12 protein-coding genes are annotated in these 17,046 nt (G+C 56.7%); 11 read left to right on the plus strand and 1 reads right to left on the minus strand.

The genetic code is table 11. From position 1 onward, the window contains the following. Nucleotides 1-36 precede the first annotated feature (36 nt). Nucleotides 37-1,002, minus strand: coding sequence for a 2-hydroxyacid dehydrogenase (locus H8S59_RS20420; RefSeq protein ID WP_187522609.1), 966 nt, complete (start codon nucleotides 1,000-1,002; stop codon nucleotides 37-39). A gap of 119 nt (nucleotides 1,003-1,121) precedes the next feature. On the opposite strand from H8S59_RS20420, the gene H8S59_RS20425 reads away from it, so the two are divergent. From H8S59_RS20425 to H8S59_RS20475, 11 genes are all read left to right on the plus strand, one after another. Beyond that, nucleotides 1,122-1,751, plus strand: a complete 630-nt coding sequence (locus tag H8S59_RS20425) for a LysE family transporter (RefSeq protein WP_187522610.1) — start codon at nucleotides 1,122-1,124, stop codon at nucleotides 1,749-1,751. A gap of 270 nt (nucleotides 1,752-2,021) precedes the next feature. Beyond that, nucleotides 2,022-3,698, plus strand: coding sequence for a fatty acid--CoA ligase (locus H8S59_RS20430; RefSeq protein WP_187522611.1), 1,677 nt, complete (start codon nucleotides 2,022-2,024; stop codon nucleotides 3,696-3,698). Nucleotides 3,699-4,056: 358 nt separating this feature from the next. Further along, on the plus strand, nucleotides 4,057-5,994 hold the full coding sequence (locus H8S59_RS20435) for a DUF1302 domain-containing protein (protein WP_095099807.1): 1,938 nt from the start codon (nucleotides 4,057-4,059) through the stop codon (nucleotides 5,992-5,994). Nucleotides 5,995-6,023: 29 nt separating this feature from the next. Then, complete coding sequence (locus H8S59_RS20440; RefSeq protein ID WP_176469943.1) at nucleotides 6,024-7,388, plus strand: DUF1329 domain-containing protein; 1,365 nt, start codon at nucleotides 6,024-6,026, stop codon at nucleotides 7,386-7,388. Between the two features lie 468 nt (nucleotides 7,389-7,856). Continuing rightward, nucleotides 7,857-10,598: a winged helix-turn-helix domain-containing protein gene (locus tag H8S59_RS20445; protein WP_187522612.1), complete on the plus strand. Its 2,742-nt coding sequence runs from the start codon at nucleotides 7,857-7,859 to the stop codon at nucleotides 10,596-10,598. Between the two features lie 225 nt (nucleotides 10,599-10,823). Further along, nucleotides 10,824-11,417: a hypothetical protein gene (locus tag H8S59_RS20450; RefSeq protein ID WP_187522613.1), complete on the plus strand. Its 594-nt coding sequence runs from the start codon at nucleotides 10,824-10,826 to the stop codon at nucleotides 11,415-11,417. A 57-nt stretch (nucleotides 11,418-11,474) separates the two neighbouring features. Further along, a complete protein-coding gene (locus H8S59_RS20455; protein ID WP_187522614.1) occupies nucleotides 11,475-12,119 on the plus strand; it encodes an MBL fold metallo-hydrolase in 645 nt (214 codons plus the stop codon). A gap of 100 nt (nucleotides 12,120-12,219) precedes the next feature. Next, the gene (locus H8S59_RS20460; RefSeq protein ID WP_095099796.1) at nucleotides 12,220-12,924 is read left to right on the plus strand and encodes a YiaD family glycine zipper/OmpA-like lipoprotein; all 705 of its coding nucleotides are present in this window, start codon (nucleotides 12,220-12,222) and stop codon (nucleotides 12,922-12,924) included. Nucleotides 12,925-13,077: 153 nt separating this feature from the next. Continuing rightward, a complete protein-coding gene (locus tag H8S59_RS20465) occupies nucleotides 13,078-13,590 on the plus strand; it encodes an RNA polymerase sigma factor (RefSeq protein WP_095099793.1) in 513 nt (170 codons plus the stop codon). Continuing rightward, on the plus strand, nucleotides 13,587-14,510 hold the full coding sequence (locus H8S59_RS20470) for a FecR domain-containing protein (protein WP_187522615.1): 924 nt from the start codon (nucleotides 13,587-13,589) through the stop codon (nucleotides 14,508-14,510). Before H8S59_RS20465 ends, H8S59_RS20470 begins: the two co-directional genes overlap by 4 nt. Nucleotides 14,511-14,602: 92 nt before the next feature. Further along, a partial coding sequence (locus tag H8S59_RS20475; RefSeq protein ID WP_187522616.1) for a TonB-dependent siderophore receptor occupies nucleotides 14,603-17,046 on the plus strand: 2,444 nt, incomplete at its 3' end.

The raw sequence follows: 17,046 nt of genomic DNA on the forward strand, positions 1-17,046 counted from the left end.
TCGCAACAGAGCGGTGTCAGAACGCAGTGGTACTACCTAGCTCACCACCCGAACCGGCTTGCCCGCGAAGAATCCCAGCGCATTTTCAGTCACCTGACTGACGATACGCTGCCGTGCCTCGTGAGCGCCCCAGGCACTGTGAGGGGTGATGATCAGGCGGGGAATGTCACCTGACAGCAGCGGATTATCGGCAGTAGGGGGTTCGACTGTGAGCACGTCGGTGGCGGCACCGCCCAAGTGACCCTCTCGCAGGGCATCGGCCAGTGCTTGCTCGTTGATCAGTCCGCCGCGAGCGGTATTGATCACGTAGGCGTGCGGCTTGAGCAAGCTCAGCTCGTGAGCGCCCAGCATGTCGCGGGTATCGTCATTGAGCGGGCAGTGCAACGTGAGGGCGTCGACCTGCGGCAACAGCTCTTCTAGCGGTAAACGATCCGGGCGAGCAGGGCGACCGGGGATTTGCCCCAGCAGTACACGCATACCAAACGCTTCGGCCAGTTTCGCGACGGCACTACCCAGTTCGCCATGGCCCAGCAAACCCAGGGTTTTGCCTTCCAGTTCGACGATGGGAAAGTCCAGCAGGCAGAATTGTTTCGACTTTTGCCACTGACCTTGCTGCACCGCTTTCTGGTATTCGGGCAGGCTGGTCGCCAGGGCCAACAGCAACATCAAGGTGTGCTGGGCCACCGACGGCGTGCCGTAACCGTGGCAATTGCATACGGTAACCCCGTGATGACGAGCCGCTATCAGATCGATGTTGTTGGTGCCGGTGGCTGTCACCAGTACCAGCTTCAGGTCAGGACATGCCGCGAACGTGTTGGAATCGATCACGATCTTGTTACTGATTGCCACTTGCGCACCTTGCAGGCGCTCGATCACCTGATCCGCGCCGGTGCTGGTGTGCAGCGTCAGTTCACTGAAGCATTCACGCAGCTCGCTGAAATCCAGATCGCCCAGATCCAACGACGTGTAGTCGAGAAAAACTGCCTTACCGTGATTGCTCATCAGCTGTACCTGTTAATGGACGTATTGAAGCCTTAATGTGGCTAGCCTACCAGAGCGAAACGCTTGCTTACATTTTTGGAATGCTTGCCTTCTGGCCAGCTATTTTTTGGAGTAGCCCCATGTACTTGGCTGAGTTTCTTACCGTTGCGCTGATTCACTTGCTGGCTGTCGCAAGCCCCGGCCCTGATTTCGCGGTGGTTGTACGTGAAAGCGTCGCCCACGGACGCAAGGCGGGCACCTATACCGCCATGGGCGTGGGTACGGCGATCTTCCTGCATGTCGGCTATTCGTTGCTTGGGATTGGTTTGATCGTGTCGCAGTCCATCGTATTGTTCAACGCGCTCAAGTGGGCTGCAGCGGCTTATTTGCTGTACATCGGCATAAAAGCGCTGCGGGCAAAACCTGCAAGCCCCGGTGATGCGCCTGTCAACGTTGTTACAGGCGAGCGCACGGCCCGTGGTGCATTCACCAGTGGGTTCATCACCAATGGCTTGAACCCCAAGGCGACGCTGTTTTTTCTTTCGTTGTTCACCGTAGTGATCAACCCGCATACGCCAATGTGGGTACAAGCGGGTTATGGCGTTTATCTGGCAGTTGCGACGGGCCTCTGGTTTTGCCTGGTGGCGCGGCTGTTCAGCCAGGAGCGCGTGCGCGCAGGCTTTGCACGCATGGGCCACTGGTTTGATCGGGCCATGGGCGGGGTACTGGTGGCATTGGGCTTGAAGCTGGCGCTGACTGAGAGTCATTGATACAAATTCTTGCCCTATGTGATGCAACTGTAGGAGCTGCCGAAGGCTGCGAGGCATTTATGCTGACACACCGCCATCGCAGCCTTCGGCAGCTCCTACAGATCCAATGTTTGCTGCCAGACAGCGTGGTGTCAGAAATACCGTCCCTCTTACAGATCGGGCAGGCAGTATCCGGGTCGCAAATCATCCCTTCGGCTGATTTGACTGGCGAGGTACCGCTCTAGAGTCCATATTTCAAGCCACGCCTGTGTACTTTGAAAAGGAACTCTTATGCTGCAGACCCGCGTTATTCCGCCAGCCGACGGTGCCTATCAATATCCTCTGTTGATCAAGCGGCTATTGATGTCAGGCAGTCGTTACGAAAAAACCCGGGAAATCGTCTACCGCGACACAGTCCGCTACACCTATCCAGTGCTGATCGAGCGGGTCTGTCGGCTGGCAAACGTGCTCACTGCCGCAGGCGTGAAAGCCGGGGATACCGTGGCGGTGATGGACTGGGACAGCCACCGTTATCTTGAATGCATGTTCGCCATCCCGATGATAGGAGCGGTGGTCCACACCATCAATGTGCGGCTCTCGCCTGATCAAATCGCCTACACCATGAACCACGCCGACGATAAGTTTGTGCTGGTCAACAGCGAGTTCGTCGGCCTGTATCAAGCCATGGCCGGGCATCTGACCACGGTCGAGAAAACTCTGCTGCTGACGGACTTGCCGGAGAAGACCGCCGAGCTGCCGAATCTGGTAGGCGAGTACGAGACGCTGCTGGCCCAGGCCAGTGATCAATATGAATTCGAAGACTTCGACGAAAACTCCGTCGCCACCACTTTCTATACCACCGGCACCACGGGCAACCCAAAAGGTGTGTACTTCAGCCATCGTCAATTGGTGCTGCACACCTTGGGTCTGGCAACCGGTTTAGGCAGCGTCGAAGGATTGCTGAACACCGGTGACGTGTACATGCCCATCACGCCCATGTTTCACGTTCACGCCTGGGGGATGCCTTACGCGGCGACGATGCTGGGGGTCAAGCAGGTTTACCCCGGCCGTTACGACCCAGAGTTTCTGGTCGAGTTGTGGCGCAAGGAGAAAGTGACATTTTCCCACTGTGTACCGACCATCATGCAGATGGTGCTCAACGCGAAAAGCGCGCAGGGCGTCGACTTTGCTGGCTGGAAAATCATCATTGGTGGCAGCTCGCTGAACCGGACGCTGTATGAGACGGCCAGAGCGCGGGGTATTCAATTGACGGCTGCTTATGGCATGTCGGAAACCGGCCCGCTGATTTCGGTGGCTCATTTGAACGACGAATTGCGTGCGGGGAGCGAAGACGAGCGAATCACCTACCGCATCAAAGCGGGTGTGCCTGGGGTATTGGTGGACGCGGCAATCGTGGACGAAGACGGCAATTTCCTCCCGGCTGACGGTGAAACCATGGGTGAACTGGTGCTGCGCGCGCCCTGGTTGAGCGAAGGTTATTGCCGAGAACCGGAGAAAGGCGCCGAGATGTGGGCGGGTGGCTGGTTGCACACGGGCGATGTGGCCACGCTCGACAGCATGGGCGTGATCGACATCCGCGACCGGATAAAGGATGTGATCAAGACCGGTGGCGAATGGATTTCCTCCCTTGCGCTGGAGGACCTGTGCAGTCGCCATCCCGGAGTTCGCGAAGTCGCGGTAGTGGGCATCGCTGATCCACAGTGGGGAGAGCGACCCTTTGCATTGCTGGTGTTGCGTGACGGGCACAGCGTTGAGGCCAAGGATTTGAAAGAGCACCTCAAGCCTTTCGTTGAATTGGGCCACATCAATAAGTGGGCAATCCCGCATCAGATTGCGGTTGTTACTGAAATTCCCAAGACCAGCGTCGGCAAACTCGACAAGAAGCGAATGCGCCTGGACATCGCCGAATGGCAGAGCACCAATAGCGCGTTTTTGTCGACGCTCTGAAAACTTCTACGCAATCTGTAGGACCGGCTTTAGCCGGGAGGGCTTCGGGGGATTCGCTAAATATCCTTCGCCAGGAATGCCGCCCCTCCCGGCTAAAGCCATTCCTGCAGGGCCAGCACAGAATCCCCGACAAGTGCATAACAGAGCGTTTAGCGCCACAAATCACACTTTAGAGGGATCAAGCAGTGCGTCGGGCTGACTATAGTCGATGGAGGGGCTGCGTAAAAACCAATGACAAGGCGAATCGTTGTAACCTTCCGGGTTACCCGATGAGCGCTGGACTGTCTGTCGAAAGATCGGCTGTCCGTTTTTTGCAGTACCACTGCCAAAACAATAAAAAACACATGGAGTAGCGTCGATGACATCAGCAAACCAGTTCTGGCGGCGGGCAAAATTGCCTTTAGCTGTCAGCCTCGCTTCTACGCTCGCCGGTCCTGCTTTCGGCGTCAGCTTCAACATTGGCGAAATCGAAGGCAAGTTCGACTCGTCGCTCTCCGTGGGCGCCAGTTGGTCCACCGAAAACGCCAACAAGAATCTCATCGGTTCGAACAACGGCGGGCATGGCCTGTCGCAAACATCCGATGACGGCCACTTGAATTTCAAACGCGGTGAAACGTTTTCGAAAATTTTCAAGGGCATTCACGATCTTGAGTTGAAGTACGGCGACACGGGTGTGTTTGTGCGAGGCAAGTACTGGTACGACTTTGAGCTCAAGGACGAAGGCCGGGAGTTCAAGGACATCAGCGACTCCAATCGCAAGGAAGGCGCCAAGTCTTCCGGTGGACAGATTCTCGACGCTTTCGTTTACCACAACTACAGCATCGGCGATGAGCCAGGTTCGGTGCGTTTCGGTAAACAAGTGGTCAGTTGGGGTGAAAGTACTTTCATCCAGGGCGGCATCAACAGCATCAACCCGGTCGATGTGTCTGCGTTCCGTCGTCCCGGGGCCGAAATCAAGGAAGGCCTGATTCCGGTCAATATGTTCTACCTGTCGCAAAGCATCACTGAGAATCTTTCGGCAGAAGGTTTCTACCAGCTTGAGTGGGACCAGACTGTTACCGATAACTGCGGTACGTTCTTTTCGCAACCCGACGTGATTTCAGACGGTTGCGATAACAATCTGGCGGTGTTGCGCAGTCGGAGTGGACTGAACAGCTCACTGACTGCTGCCGGGTTACCTGCTGGGGCTCGCGGCGCGATCTTCAACACCCTTGGCCAGCGCGGTGTGTCGTTCGGCAACCCGGATGAAGGTGCAGTCGTACGTCGTGGCCCTGACCGGGATGCGCGTGACAGTGGCCAGTTTGGCGTTGCCATGCACTATAACTTCGAGCCGCTGGACACCGAGTTTGGCGCTTACTTCATGAATTACCACAGCCGCGCGCCGATTTTCAGCGGCAGAGGCGCTCCTGCCAGTGCTTATAGTGCCGCAGGGCTAGTGGGTGGACTTGTGGGCAGTGGTATTCCATTGGCTACGGCCAGGGCATTGGCGCCGACGCTTTTACCTCTGGTCGTTGCGGGTAACTCCAGCTACTACGTCGAGTATCCGGAAGACATTCATCTGTACGGTCTGAGCTTCTCCACCACGTTGCCAACCGGCACCGCCTGGAGCGGCGAACTCAGCTACCGGCCTAATGCTCCGGTGCAAATCAACACCACCGATATCCTGTATTCAGGCATCACCCCTCTGAACCCGAACGTGTCGGTGCTGCAAGGTCGCCCGGATACCGATCAAAAGGGCTATCGCCGTAAAGAAATTACCCAGCTGCAAACCAGCTTCACGCAGTTCTTTGATCAAGTCATGGGGGCTGAACGTCTGACCGTGGTGGGTGAAGTGGGCTGGACGCATGTAGGCGGCCTGGATAGCACTTCGAAAATTCGTTACGGCCGTGATCCGAGCTACGGGCCTGGGCCTCTGCCTAATGGTCAGTGTGCGACGCTCAACGCGGGCACGCTCACCGGCGCAGCGCAAAACAACCTTACCCGTTATTGCGAAGACGACGGCTTCACCACCGCCAATTCCTGGGGTTATCGCGCGCGCGCCATCTGGGATTACAACAGCGTATTTGCCGGGGTGAACCTGCGTCCAAACGTCGCCTGGTCTCATGACGTCAAAGGTTATTCGCCAGGTCCTGGCGGCAACTTCGAGGAAGGTCGCAAGGCGGTGAGTCTGGGGCTGGATGCCGAGTACCAGAACACTTACACGGCGGCTCTCGCGTACACCAACTTCTTCGATGGCAAGTACACCACCGTTGACGATCGTGATTTTGTGTCGCTCAGCTTCGGCATGAACTTCTAAGAGCCCGGTTTTTCAGGACGACGATGAATATGAAAATAACAAAAAATCTGTTGCAGGTCGGTGTGCTGGGGTTGTCGCTGTTGGCAACCGGCGTGATGGCTGCTGTGTCTGAATCCGAAGCGGCAAAACTGGGCACTACGCTGACGCCAATGGGCGCGGAGAAGGCCGGGAATGCTGGCAACACTATTCCTGCCTGGAGCCCGATGCCGAAGAATGCCGGGGCAGTGGACAGCAAAGGTTTCCTGGCCAACCCGTATGCCAGCGAGAAACCGCTGTTCACGATTACCGCCGCTAACGTTGAGCAGTACAAGGCCAATCTGGCGCCGGGTCAGTACGCGATGTTCAAGCGTTACCCGGAAACCTTCAAGATGCCGGTTTATCCGTCCCATCGCGGCGCGGCGGTTCCGGATGATGTGTCGGCTGCCATCAAGAGAAATGCCACCAATGCCAAGCTCGTAGGGGGTGGCAATGGTGTGGAAAACTTTGATACAGCGGTACCGTTCCCGATTCCTCAGAGTGCTACCGAAGTCATCTGGAACCACATTGGGCGTTATCGTGGCGGTAGCGTGAAGCGTCTGGTGACCCAGGCAACGCCGCAGCCGAACGGTTCATACAGCCTGGTGTATTTCAGTGATCAGTTTGTATTCCGCGACAAAATGAAGGACTACGACCCGAAGAACCCCGGCAATGTCCTGTTCTATTTCAAACAGGAAGTCACCGCGCCAGCGCGTCTGGCCGGTAGCGTGCTGCTGGTGCACGAAACCCTCAATCAGGTAGCCGAACCGCGTTCTGCCTGGCTCTATAACGCAGGGCAACGTCGGGTCCGCCGCGCTCCGCAGGTTTCTTATGACGGACCGGGCACTGCCGCTGATGGCTTGCGCACATCCGACAATCTGGACATGTTCAACGGCGCGCCGGATCGCTATGACTGGAAGCTGGTCGGCAAGCAGGAAATGTACATCGCTGCCAACAGCTACAAGCTGGACGATCCGAAGCTCAAGTACGCTGACATCATCAAGGCAGGGCATATCAATCAGGACCTGACACGCTACGAGTTGCGCCGCGTCTGGCACATCACCGCAACCCTCAAGGAAGGGCAGCGCCACATCTATGCCAAGCGTGATTTCTTCATTGATGAAGATACCTGGCAAGCCGCGGTCATTGACCACTACGACGGTCGTGGCCAGCTGTGGCGTGTTGCTGAAGCTCACGCCGAGAACTACTACGACAAGCAAGTGCCGTGGTATGCCCTGGAAGCCATATACGACCTGCAATCGGGCCGCTATCTGGCGTTGGGCATGAAGAACGAAGAGAAGAGGGCGTACGATTTCGGCTTTACTGCGACTACCAGTGAGTTCACACCGAATGCGTTGCGTCAGGAGGGTGTTCGCTAACTCCAGTTACCAACTTTTCCAGGAACTGCTGAAGGCTGCGAAGGTTCTTTCTGACACAGCGCAATTGGACCTGTAGGAGTGAGCTTGCTCGCGATAGCGGTCGAACTGTTGAGAAATTATCATCTGTCCTGACGCCATCGCGAGCAAGCTCACTCCTACAGTGGCCATGTTTGCCGCGAGGCAGCGATAGCTATCTGTGTTTGATGCACCGCCATCGCGGCCTCGCGGTGCTCGTGCGCTCCTACAGGGATCGTGTTTGCTGTGCCACTGCGCGGCGTCTGGATGACGGCGGGGGCACTCCTACCGATCATTTGCGCATGAAGCCCCTTCACCGGGGCTTTTTTATGGCTGTGTATTCGAGTCAATGATTGTAGGGAAATTGTTACAGTCTTTTCCCGCGCAGCCTTCAAAACGACTGATTTACCGTCTAGTCTCCAGAGCATTCGCCAAGCCGATCAAGAGCCGGCCATGACTGATCTGTCCCGTTTGCAAGTGTTCGCAGGCAACGCGGTCCCCGCACTGGAGGGGCGATTCTTCCGACCACCTCTGCCTGACGGCTACGTGCCTCGTCACCGTTTATGTACGCGGTTGGCTGCCGGGTTATCCGGACGGCTGCTCTTGGTGAGCGCGCCCGCCGGTTTCGGCAAGAGTTCACTGGCTATCGAGTTTTGCCAGAACCTGCCTGAGGATTGGCAAAGTGCATGGCTGGGTCTTAGCTCGCGCGACAGCGATCCGGGGCGTTTTCTGGAGCGTTTGCTAGCAGCGTTGCAGCAGTTCTTCCCACAGCTGGGTGCTCAGGCGCTTGGGTTATTGAAGATGCGTCAGCGGCATCAGCCCTTCGCCTTTGAAGAGTGGCTCGACGGTCTGCTCGATGAGTTGTCGATGCATCTGATGCTGGGCAAGCCAGTTCTGCTGGTGCTGGACGATTACCATTTGGCCCAGGGCCCGGTGCTGGATCGCTGTCTGCAGTTTTTCCTCAATCATCTTCCTGCTGGTTTGATCATCATGGTCACCAGTCGCCAGCGTCCTGAGTGGCATCTGGCGCGTTTGCGACTTTCGCGGCAATTAGTGGAGCTCAACGAACAGGACTTGCGTCTGACGCATGCCGAATCTCTATCCCTGTTGGGTGAGCGCAGCAACTCGCTCGGTGCCGATGCGCTGCAGAGCCTCATCGAGCGCAGCGAAGGATGGGTGGCCGGGCTGCGTTTCTGGTTGCTGGCAGCATCTGAAGAGGGGACCGATAGCGAGTTGCCGCAAGCACTGCATGGCGGTGAGGGTCTGATACGCGATTACTTGCTCGAAGAGGTCATCGATAGCTTGCCCGACGATGTGCAGGCTTTTCTGTATGACACCGCATGCCTGGAGCGTTTTTGCTTCGAACTGTGCGATGCGGTCAGGGACAGCCATGACAGCGTGCGATTGCTGGGCTATCTACAGGCGCATCAAGTATTTCTGGTACCGCTGGATGAGCATGGCCGTTGGTACCGCTATCACCATCTGTTTTCTGATCTGCTACGTGCCAAGGCTCAGGAAGGCCCCCGGCAAAATCGTTTGCACCTGAATGCTTGCCGCTGGTTCAGCGAACAGGGCTTGCTCGACGAAGCGGTTGAACAGGCACTGCGGGCCGGGCACCTGGACGTCGCGGCCAATCTGGTCCAGAACCTGTCCGAAGAGCAACTGCTGGCTGAGCAGAACGTCGGCATGTTGTTACGCTGGAAGATGGATTTGCCCGACAGCCTGCTGATCAGTACGCCGAGGCTGATTGTGTTGTACGCCTGGGCGCTGGGGCTGGCGTGTCAGCTTGATGCCGCCGAAGAATTGGCCGAGCATCTCAGTCGTTTTCTGCCAGCACCTTCTGCCACGGCGCAAGAATCAATGCTCGCTCAGTGGCTGGCCCTGAGCGGGATTATTGCCCGCGGGCGAGGTGACACTGAAAAGACTCAGCGTTATTGCAGCGAGGCGTTGCTCAGTCTGCCGCGAAAACGTTATGGCCAGCGCTTGATGTGCTTGTCGACCCTGGCCAATCTGGCGATTGCCGAAGGCGACCTGTGGCGTGCGCGTGCCTTGAACCGTGACGCTCTGGAGCTGGCGCAGCGGGTCGCCAATCCCTTGTTCGAAGCCCTCGCGCATTATGATCGCGCCCGTGCGTTGCAGGCTCGGGGGGAAATCCTGCGCGCGCTTGATGAGGTTCGCCACGGGCTGCACCGGCTGAAGGGCTTGTCTGCGCAACGCTTATACGCCGTCCGTGCGCGACTCACGCTTTATGAAGGCTATTTGCTGACCCTGCGCATGCAGTATGAGACCGGTCGCGTGCAGCTACTGGCCGGTCTTGCCGAAGCTCGGGCATGTCGAGACATCAGTGTGCTGATCGGCCACTGCGTAATGGCGGGGCTGCTGGGGCGGGAAGGGCGTTTTGCCGAGGCATTTGCGGAGCTTTCCGAAGCCGAGCGGCTGATGCATATCTGGGATGTGCCGTCGATTTACTATCTGGCGATGATCACGCTGGTCAAGTGCGAGCTGTGGTTGGCGCAAGGCCGATTCGATCTGGCCGAAGCCTGGCTGCTGCGGCTGACCCAGACCTACAGCGGCGATACGCCAGCGTCCTCACCTGAGTGTCATCCGCAACTGCCGCACTATGTCGAGTTGCAGTGCGCTGCACTGGAGCGCATTCAGGGCAAGGTTGACGCGTGCACGCAACGCCTCAAACAGCTGGAGAGTCATGCGCGTAGCGTCGATGGTCAACTTCTGAACCTGACTGCATTGATCCAGCAGATGCTGTTGCTTATCGGCACCGGCGACGAAGCGAAGGCCCGCGCTCTATTTGGTCAGAGTCTGCTCGCGGCAACGGGCGGGGCGTTGCTGCCGTTTCATGAGCTGATTGAGCATCATCCTGCCTGGCTGCGCGAGCAACTGCTGCAAGTCGCCCCTTGTGTGGTGCGCGATGCCCTGCTGGAAAGACTGCCAATGATGGCCTGCACCCAGCTCAAGGAATGCCCCGATGCATTGCCTGTCATGGACACCCTCAGCGCAAGGGAGCTCAGCGTTCTACAGTTGATCGCCCAGGGTTGCTCGAATCAGGAGATCAGCGATCAGCTCTTCATCTCGCTGCACACCGTCAAAACCCACGCCAGCCATATCAATGGCAAACTTCGGGTCGAGCGCCGAACCCAGGCCGTGGCCCGGGCACAGGAACTTGGCTTGTTGAGCTGATGTTCAGCCGACCGCTCCGATTCTGAAGCTCAGCCATCACTCATCGATGTTGGTAACCCCCCAATCCTCCGGGACTTCGATTTTCAGGATGCTGTTGGGCTCCGGCTGACATGAAGACTTTGACCCGAGGCGTTCGCAACGATTTTTCCCTTTGCTCGGTGACGATCGCCAATCACCCGACTAAAATGCGCACTCTCAGAAAACTACTTCACCCAGGGCAGCTCGATGCACATTGATTGCACCGCTAAAAAATCAGGTTTAGCCGTCAAGGTGCTCATCGGTCTTACGCCAGTCTGGATGCTTCAGGCATGCCAGCCAGTACCGCTGAAAATTTCCCAAAGCTTCGATGTTCCTTACGGCCAATACCACACGCTGGTACGACACAACGTTCTGTCTAAAGGTGAGTTGTTCTGCCAGGTGCACGTCGAGAAAAACAACCTGGGCGACGCATGGGTTCCCTCTGTCGTGCTGGCTGCGGCCGAGGACGATAAAGAGGACTACAGCATGTTCCTCACCAGCTCACCCACCAAACCTGTTGGGGACACGCGACTTTTCAGCGTGCGAACGCACTTGAATGACAAACCGATCGTGCGTTCAACGTTCTTCAAGGCGCTTGATACGAACGGCGACTTTTCCCTTCGGCTGGCTTGGCACGAGGATGGATCAATTACGTACCAGGTCGCTACCGCGAACAGCAAATCTGAAGAGCAAATGCTTGAGACGCCAGGCTTCCAGACACGGCATGTCAGCGTACATACCAGTGGCGTTACAGGCAGCACGAACTGTGAGCTAAAGGGCGCAACGTCTGAGAGCAATTGAGGGCTTCCGGTCGGTAGTCTTCAATACTGATTGATCTATTAACCTCGCAGGCCCCCCATGCAACCCGCAAAGCCCACACTGATAAGAGAAACATTCCCCGTTGGCCCATTGCAGTGCAACTGCACGATCATTGGCGATCCGATTACCCGACAAGCCATCGTGGTTGATCCGGGCGGCAATCATGAGTTGATTCTGGCTCGCCTGGCAGCGCTGGAGCTGAAGGTCGTGAGCATCATCCATACCCATGCGCATCTGGATCACTTTCTGGCATCGGGGCTCTTGAAGGAGAAGACCGGGGCGACGTTGCATCTGCATAAAGAGGATCAGTTTCTGTGGGACAACCTTGAGACGCAATGTCAGGTATTTCGCGTGCCGTATACGCCGGTGCCGCCGCCGGATCGTTGGTTGGCCGATGATGAGGAGCTGGCCTGCGGCTTTGGCGTGGCGTTGCACACACCGGGTCATACGCCTGGCTCGATGAGCTTCTGGTTTGCCGATGCCGGGTTGTTGATTGCCGGGGATACCTTATTCCGTCGCGGTATTGGTCGTACGGATTTGTGGGGTGGGGATCAGGCGACCATCGTGCGTTCGATCAAGCAGCGTTTGTACACACTGGATGAAGAGGCTACGGTTGTTACAGGGCATGGTCCTGACACACGGCTGGGCGATGAAATGCGTGAGAATCCGTTCGTTCGGGCTTGAGCGCTGTTCAGGCAGGGTTAAGGAATTTATGAGGGCTGCCATGCTCTAATTTCGTCACAAGTCCGAGGACTTACTGTTCATAGAATTCAGGAGCATTTCCATGTTTACCTCGCGTCGTTTGATTATTGTCGCTACTGCCGTGGCAATGCTTTCCGGGTGTGCGTCGCAAAATCCTTATGACAATCAGGGCCAGGCTCAGAACTCTGGCGGTGTCAGCAAAACGGCCAAATACGGCGGACTGGGTGCGTTGGCAGGGGCTCTGGCCGGGGCAGCCATCGATCACAATAATCGCGGCAAAGGGGCTTTGATTGGCGCTGCGGTCGTCGGTGCGGCGTCTGCCGGCTACGGTTACTACGCTGACAAACAGGAAAAAGCGCTGCGCGAAAGCATGGCCAACACGGGCGTAGAAGTTCAGCGCCAAGGCGATCAGATCAAGCTGATCATGCCGGGCAACATCACTTTCGCCACCGATTCTTCGGCGATCGCCAGCAGCTTCTACTCGCCGCTAAACAACCTCGCGGGTTCGTTGAAACAGTTCAATCAGAACAACATCGAGATCGTTGGTTACACCGACAGTACGGGTTCGCGTCAACACAATATGGACCTGTCTCAGCAACGCGCACAGAGCGTGAGCACCTATCTGACGTCTCAAGGCGTTGATCCTGCCCGCCTGTCCGTGCGTGGTGCAGGTCCTGATCAGCCGATTGCCAGTAACGCTGATGTGAATGGCCGCGCTCAGAACCGTCGGGTTGAGGTCAACCTCAAACCGATTCCGGGTCAACAGTACGAGCAATATCAGCAGTAATTCTGTGCTGAACCGTCTACCCGTCTGAACCTGATAGCGCAAATAGTAATGCTTCCTATTTGCGCTATTTCATTAAAGCTTTTATCCTTGCGATCCGAGTGGCTGACGCCTGTTGCTGACAGGTAAGTCCAACCGCCAGCATGGATAGAACGGATGAACTGGAACGGTATCAACCTGCGGTGGGCTTACACTGATCTGTTGCTCAGTCTGAGCCGGCAGACGCGTTGCGTTCACAGCGCTTACGATATTCTCCACGACGCGTTTATTCGCTACATGCTGGCCAGCCAGCGAATCACCATCGAACAGCCCAACGCCTATTTGCGGCGCGTTGCTCATTCCGTGTTGATCGACCACTACCGCGACGCCTCCCGCTACCAGCCCCTGACCGATGATGACGGTGCATACCTGACGCATGAAAACGTGAACGAAGAGTTCGCGCCCTCAGCAGAGCATCTTGCTGATCTGCAGCAGCGTCTTGAAGCCCTGCAACGTATTCTGGATTGCCTGCCGCCACGTTGCCGCGAGGTGTTTTGGCTGGCGAGAATTGAAGGTCATCGCCAGGTACATATCGCCCGCATGCTTAATATCAGCCTGAGCATGGTTGAGCGTCATCTGATGCGTGCCTTACTCGACCTGCGGGCGGCTCGTGAGACGCTTTGCTCGTGAGTTCGCCAAGAGAGCAAGCTGCACGGTGGTTTACTCGTTTGCTCGACGTTCCTGACGATCACCCTGATCGAGCGCGGTTTGATATCTGGCTTCGCGCCGACGCCCAGCATCGTGTCGAGTACCAGGCCTTCTGCGAACTATGGGGCGACTTCACCTCGACCCGCAAAACCCAGGCCCTTGCCCAGTCAATGGAGATACGTAGCAGTCGCCGCACCTTTATGCGTAACAGCTTGCTGGGTCTGGGAGGGTTGCTGGTCGGCGGTCTCGCATGGCGCTACTGGAGCCGAACCGGGGTTTACGAGCAGCAGTTTTATACCCGCTGGGGCGAGAAACAAAAGCAGCGCTTACCCGACGGCAGCGAGATTATTCTGGGTGCCAATACGCGTGTGCAGGTGCGATACGAAGGGTTGCAGCGTCAGGTTTTTGTGTTGCAGGGGGAGGTGATTTTTGACGTTGCACACGCTGCCGATCGTCCGTTTGTGGTGGACGCCGGGTTGGCGCGGGTGACGGTGTTAGGCACGCGATTCGTGGTCAACAGGCTTGATGACCGGCTGCGGGTCAGCGTGGAGAGGGGCAAGGTTCAGGTCGACAGTGATGCTTCGAGCCTGCAACTCATTCAGGAGCAGGTGGCTGAGATTCGTCGCGACCAGCCTCTGCAACGGCTGACTATTCCTGCCACCAATGCGTTTGCGTTCGAACATGGCCGGTTGATCTTTACCCAAGCGGATCTGGCCGAGATAGCTGACAGTCTGTCTCGTCATCGTGAGCAGCCGGTCCGCAGCATTGCAGGAAAGAAATCGCCACTGATCACGGCGGTGGTGCAGCTTTCCGACATCGACAGTTTCTTGTCGGCTTTGCCAAAAATCGCCGCGGTAGAAGTCGAGCAGAGCAAAGGCGTTACTCACCTACGCGCACGTTGAGCGCCACGACGAAAATAATTCTTGTTTGCACATCAGGGTTTTTTCCAGCTAGCGCGTCATTAGGTATCTGCTACCTATAACGAGAAGACCCAATGCTCTTTCATCCGCTGAAGAATCTTGTGGTTGCCATGTCTCTGGCCCTTACGGGTCATGCCTTGGCTGCGCCCGTTGCCCTTGATTTGCCCTCGCAACCCTTGGCCACTTCACTGCGGCAATTGGGCGAAACCGCCAGCCTGACGATTGCGGTAGATGACAGCGTTGTCGCCCAGCGCAATGCACCTGCCATAAAGGGCAACCTTGAACCTCTGGATGCACTTCAGCGCCTGCTTGATGGCAGTGGCCTGATTTATCAGCAACAAGGCTCGACGCTGATAATTTCACGGCGCAACGATGCAATTGTTGAACTGGGAGCTACCAGCATTCAGGGGCAGGGCATGGGCCAGGCCACTGAGAACTCAGGCTCATACACCACCGGCCTGACCAGTGTTGGCTCCAAGACGCCAACCAGCCTGCGTCAAACACCGCAGTCGATCTCGATTGTCAGCCAGCAGTTGATGGCCGATCAGCAGATGACGGATATCAACGATGCAATGCGGGCAACGCCGGGCATTTCGGTACAAAACAATACCTACCGGACTTTCGACATCCTGTCGCGTGGTTTCACGATCCAGAACTTTCAGCTCGATGGTGCGGCGCCAATGGCGCAGGGTAGTTCGCTGGGCAGCTTCTATTCTTCAAACGTCTACGATCTGGCGGAGTTTGATCATATTGAAGTCCTGCGCGGTTCGGCAGCGCTGTTCGGGGGAACAGGCGATCCAGGTGGCATTGTCAACATGGTGCGCAAGCGCCCGATGGATACGTTTCAGCTGAAGTTCACCGCATCAGCAGGCAGTTGGGACAACTACCGTCAGGAGCTGGATGTCACCGGGCCTATCGCGTTCGACGGCAAGTTGCGTGGGCGCATGGTGGTCGCCAACACCGATCGACAGTACTTCGTCGATAACCGCAGCACTGAAAAGCCTTTTGTCTACGGTGTGCTGGAAGCAGACGTCACTGACGACACCATGCTGACTGCCGGTATCCGCTACAACAAGTCTCATGAAAACGGCACTCAGAGTTCAGTACCTCGCTATCTCGATGGTTCAGATATTGGCCTGCCTCGCAGCACAGGCCTGGGGCAGAACTGGTCCTACACCGATGCCACCGGCCGCGAGGTATTCGCCAAGATTGACCATAAGCTGTCCGATGACTGGAAGCTCAACGTGTCTTACACCGATCTCTGGGACGTGGGTTACTTCAAATCCTCTACGGTGAGCGGCGTAGGGGTCAATCAAGCGACCGGACTGGGCTTGACCTGGTTCGGCAGCTCGGTGAAGCAGGAAAACCAGCAGCGGATGTGGGACACCAATCTGTCTGGTACATTCGAGATGTTCGGCCTGCAACATGACCTGGTGCTGGGGGGCGACTATCAGGAAATCGAAAGCCGCTGGCTGGGTACAACCAGATTCCCGACGGCGGTCGGCGTGGTGAACCCTTTCGATCCTGCCACGACACCCTTTCCTGAGCCAGCCAACAATCGCGACTATACGCGCGATTACAACCCCAATAACCAGACTCAATATGGCCTGTATGGCAGCCTGCGTTTGCAGTTGGCCGAGCCATTGCACTTGATACTGGGTGCCCGGGTTCAACGCTACAAATTCGAGCAGACCTACCAGACTCGCGTGGGGACGGTATGGGCTATCCAGTCAGACATCAGTCGGCGCGAGCCGACTAAGGTCACCCCGTATGGCGGCCTGGTTTACGACCTCAATGATGAGTGGTCGGTCTACGGTAGCTACTCGGAAATCTACAAACCTCAGGTCAATTTGCTCTCTGGTGCTGGTACTTCGCTTGATGCACTGGAAGGCAAAACCTACGAAACAGGCGTCAAAGGCGAGTTGTTTGGAGGGCTGGTTAACACCAACATCGCGCTCTACTACTCCACACGAGAAAATCAGGGGGTGCGAGATCCGAGCTATCCTGTCAGGGATTTTGACTTCTCAGGAAGTTGCTGCTGGATTGGCAATGGCGAAGTGGTGAGCAAGGGTGTGGATATGGAAGTGTCGGGTGAAATCATGCCTGACTGGATGTTGATGGCGGGCTACACCTTCAACATGAACCGCAACAAGAATGCCGATGCGCCGTTAAGTACGCAGACCCCTAAACACTTGTTCAAGATGTTCTCGACCTACCGTTTGTCGGGGGTATTGTCAGACTTCAAAGTCGGCGGCGGTGTGAATCTGCAAAGCTCTAACTACTTCCGCGGACAGGTGACATCCAATGGCGCAACCAATGCCTACGATTTCAGTCAGGCAGGTTATGCAGTCTGGAATGCGCTGGCTGAGTATCGGGTTGATGAGCATTGGACCGTCACGTACAACGCCAACAACATCTTCGACAAAAACTACTACGCGACAGTTGGATCGACGTCCGCCACCAACTGGTACGGCGAACCGCGTAACCACATGCTGACATTGCGCGGAACGTTTTGGTG

Origin of the sequence: Pseudomonas folii (assembly GCF_014357575.1) — a bacterium.
Lineage (GTDB): Bacteria > Pseudomonadota > Gammaproteobacteria > Pseudomonadales > Pseudomonadaceae > Aquipseudomonas > Aquipseudomonas folii.

What these genes read in the sequence shown, in the direction of transcription:
- H8S59_RS20420 (WP_187522609.1), bottom strand. Translation starts at nt 1,002, where the DNA reads ATGAGCAATCACGGTAAGGCAGTTTTTCTCGACTACACGTCGTTGGAT.
- H8S59_RS20425 (WP_187522610.1), top strand. Translation starts at nt 1,122, where the DNA reads ATGTACTTGGCTGAGTTTCTTACCGTTGCGCTGATTCACTTGCTGGCT.
- H8S59_RS20430 (WP_187522611.1), top strand. Translation starts at nt 2,022, where the DNA reads ATGCTGCAGACCCGCGTTATTCCGCCAGCCGACGGTGCCTATCAATAT.
- H8S59_RS20435 (WP_095099807.1), top strand. Translation starts at nt 4,057, where the DNA reads ATGACATCAGCAAACCAGTTCTGGCGGCGGGCAAAATTGCCTTTAGCT.
- H8S59_RS20440 (WP_176469943.1), top strand. Translation starts at nt 6,024, where the DNA reads ATGAAAATAACAAAAAATCTGTTGCAGGTCGGTGTGCTGGGGTTGTCG.
- H8S59_RS20445 (WP_187522612.1), top strand. Translation starts at nt 7,857, where the DNA reads ATGACTGATCTGTCCCGTTTGCAAGTGTTCGCAGGCAACGCGGTCCCC.
- H8S59_RS20450 (WP_187522613.1), top strand. Translation starts at nt 10,824, where the DNA reads ATGCACATTGATTGCACCGCTAAAAAATCAGGTTTAGCCGTCAAGGTG.
- H8S59_RS20455 (WP_187522614.1), top strand. Translation starts at nt 11,475, where the DNA reads ATGCAACCCGCAAAGCCCACACTGATAAGAGAAACATTCCCCGTTGGC.
- H8S59_RS20460 (WP_095099796.1), top strand. Translation starts at nt 12,220, where the DNA reads ATGTTTACCTCGCGTCGTTTGATTATTGTCGCTACTGCCGTGGCAATG.
- H8S59_RS20465 (WP_095099793.1), top strand. Translation starts at nt 13,078, where the DNA reads ATGAACTGGAACGGTATCAACCTGCGGTGGGCTTACACTGATCTGTTG.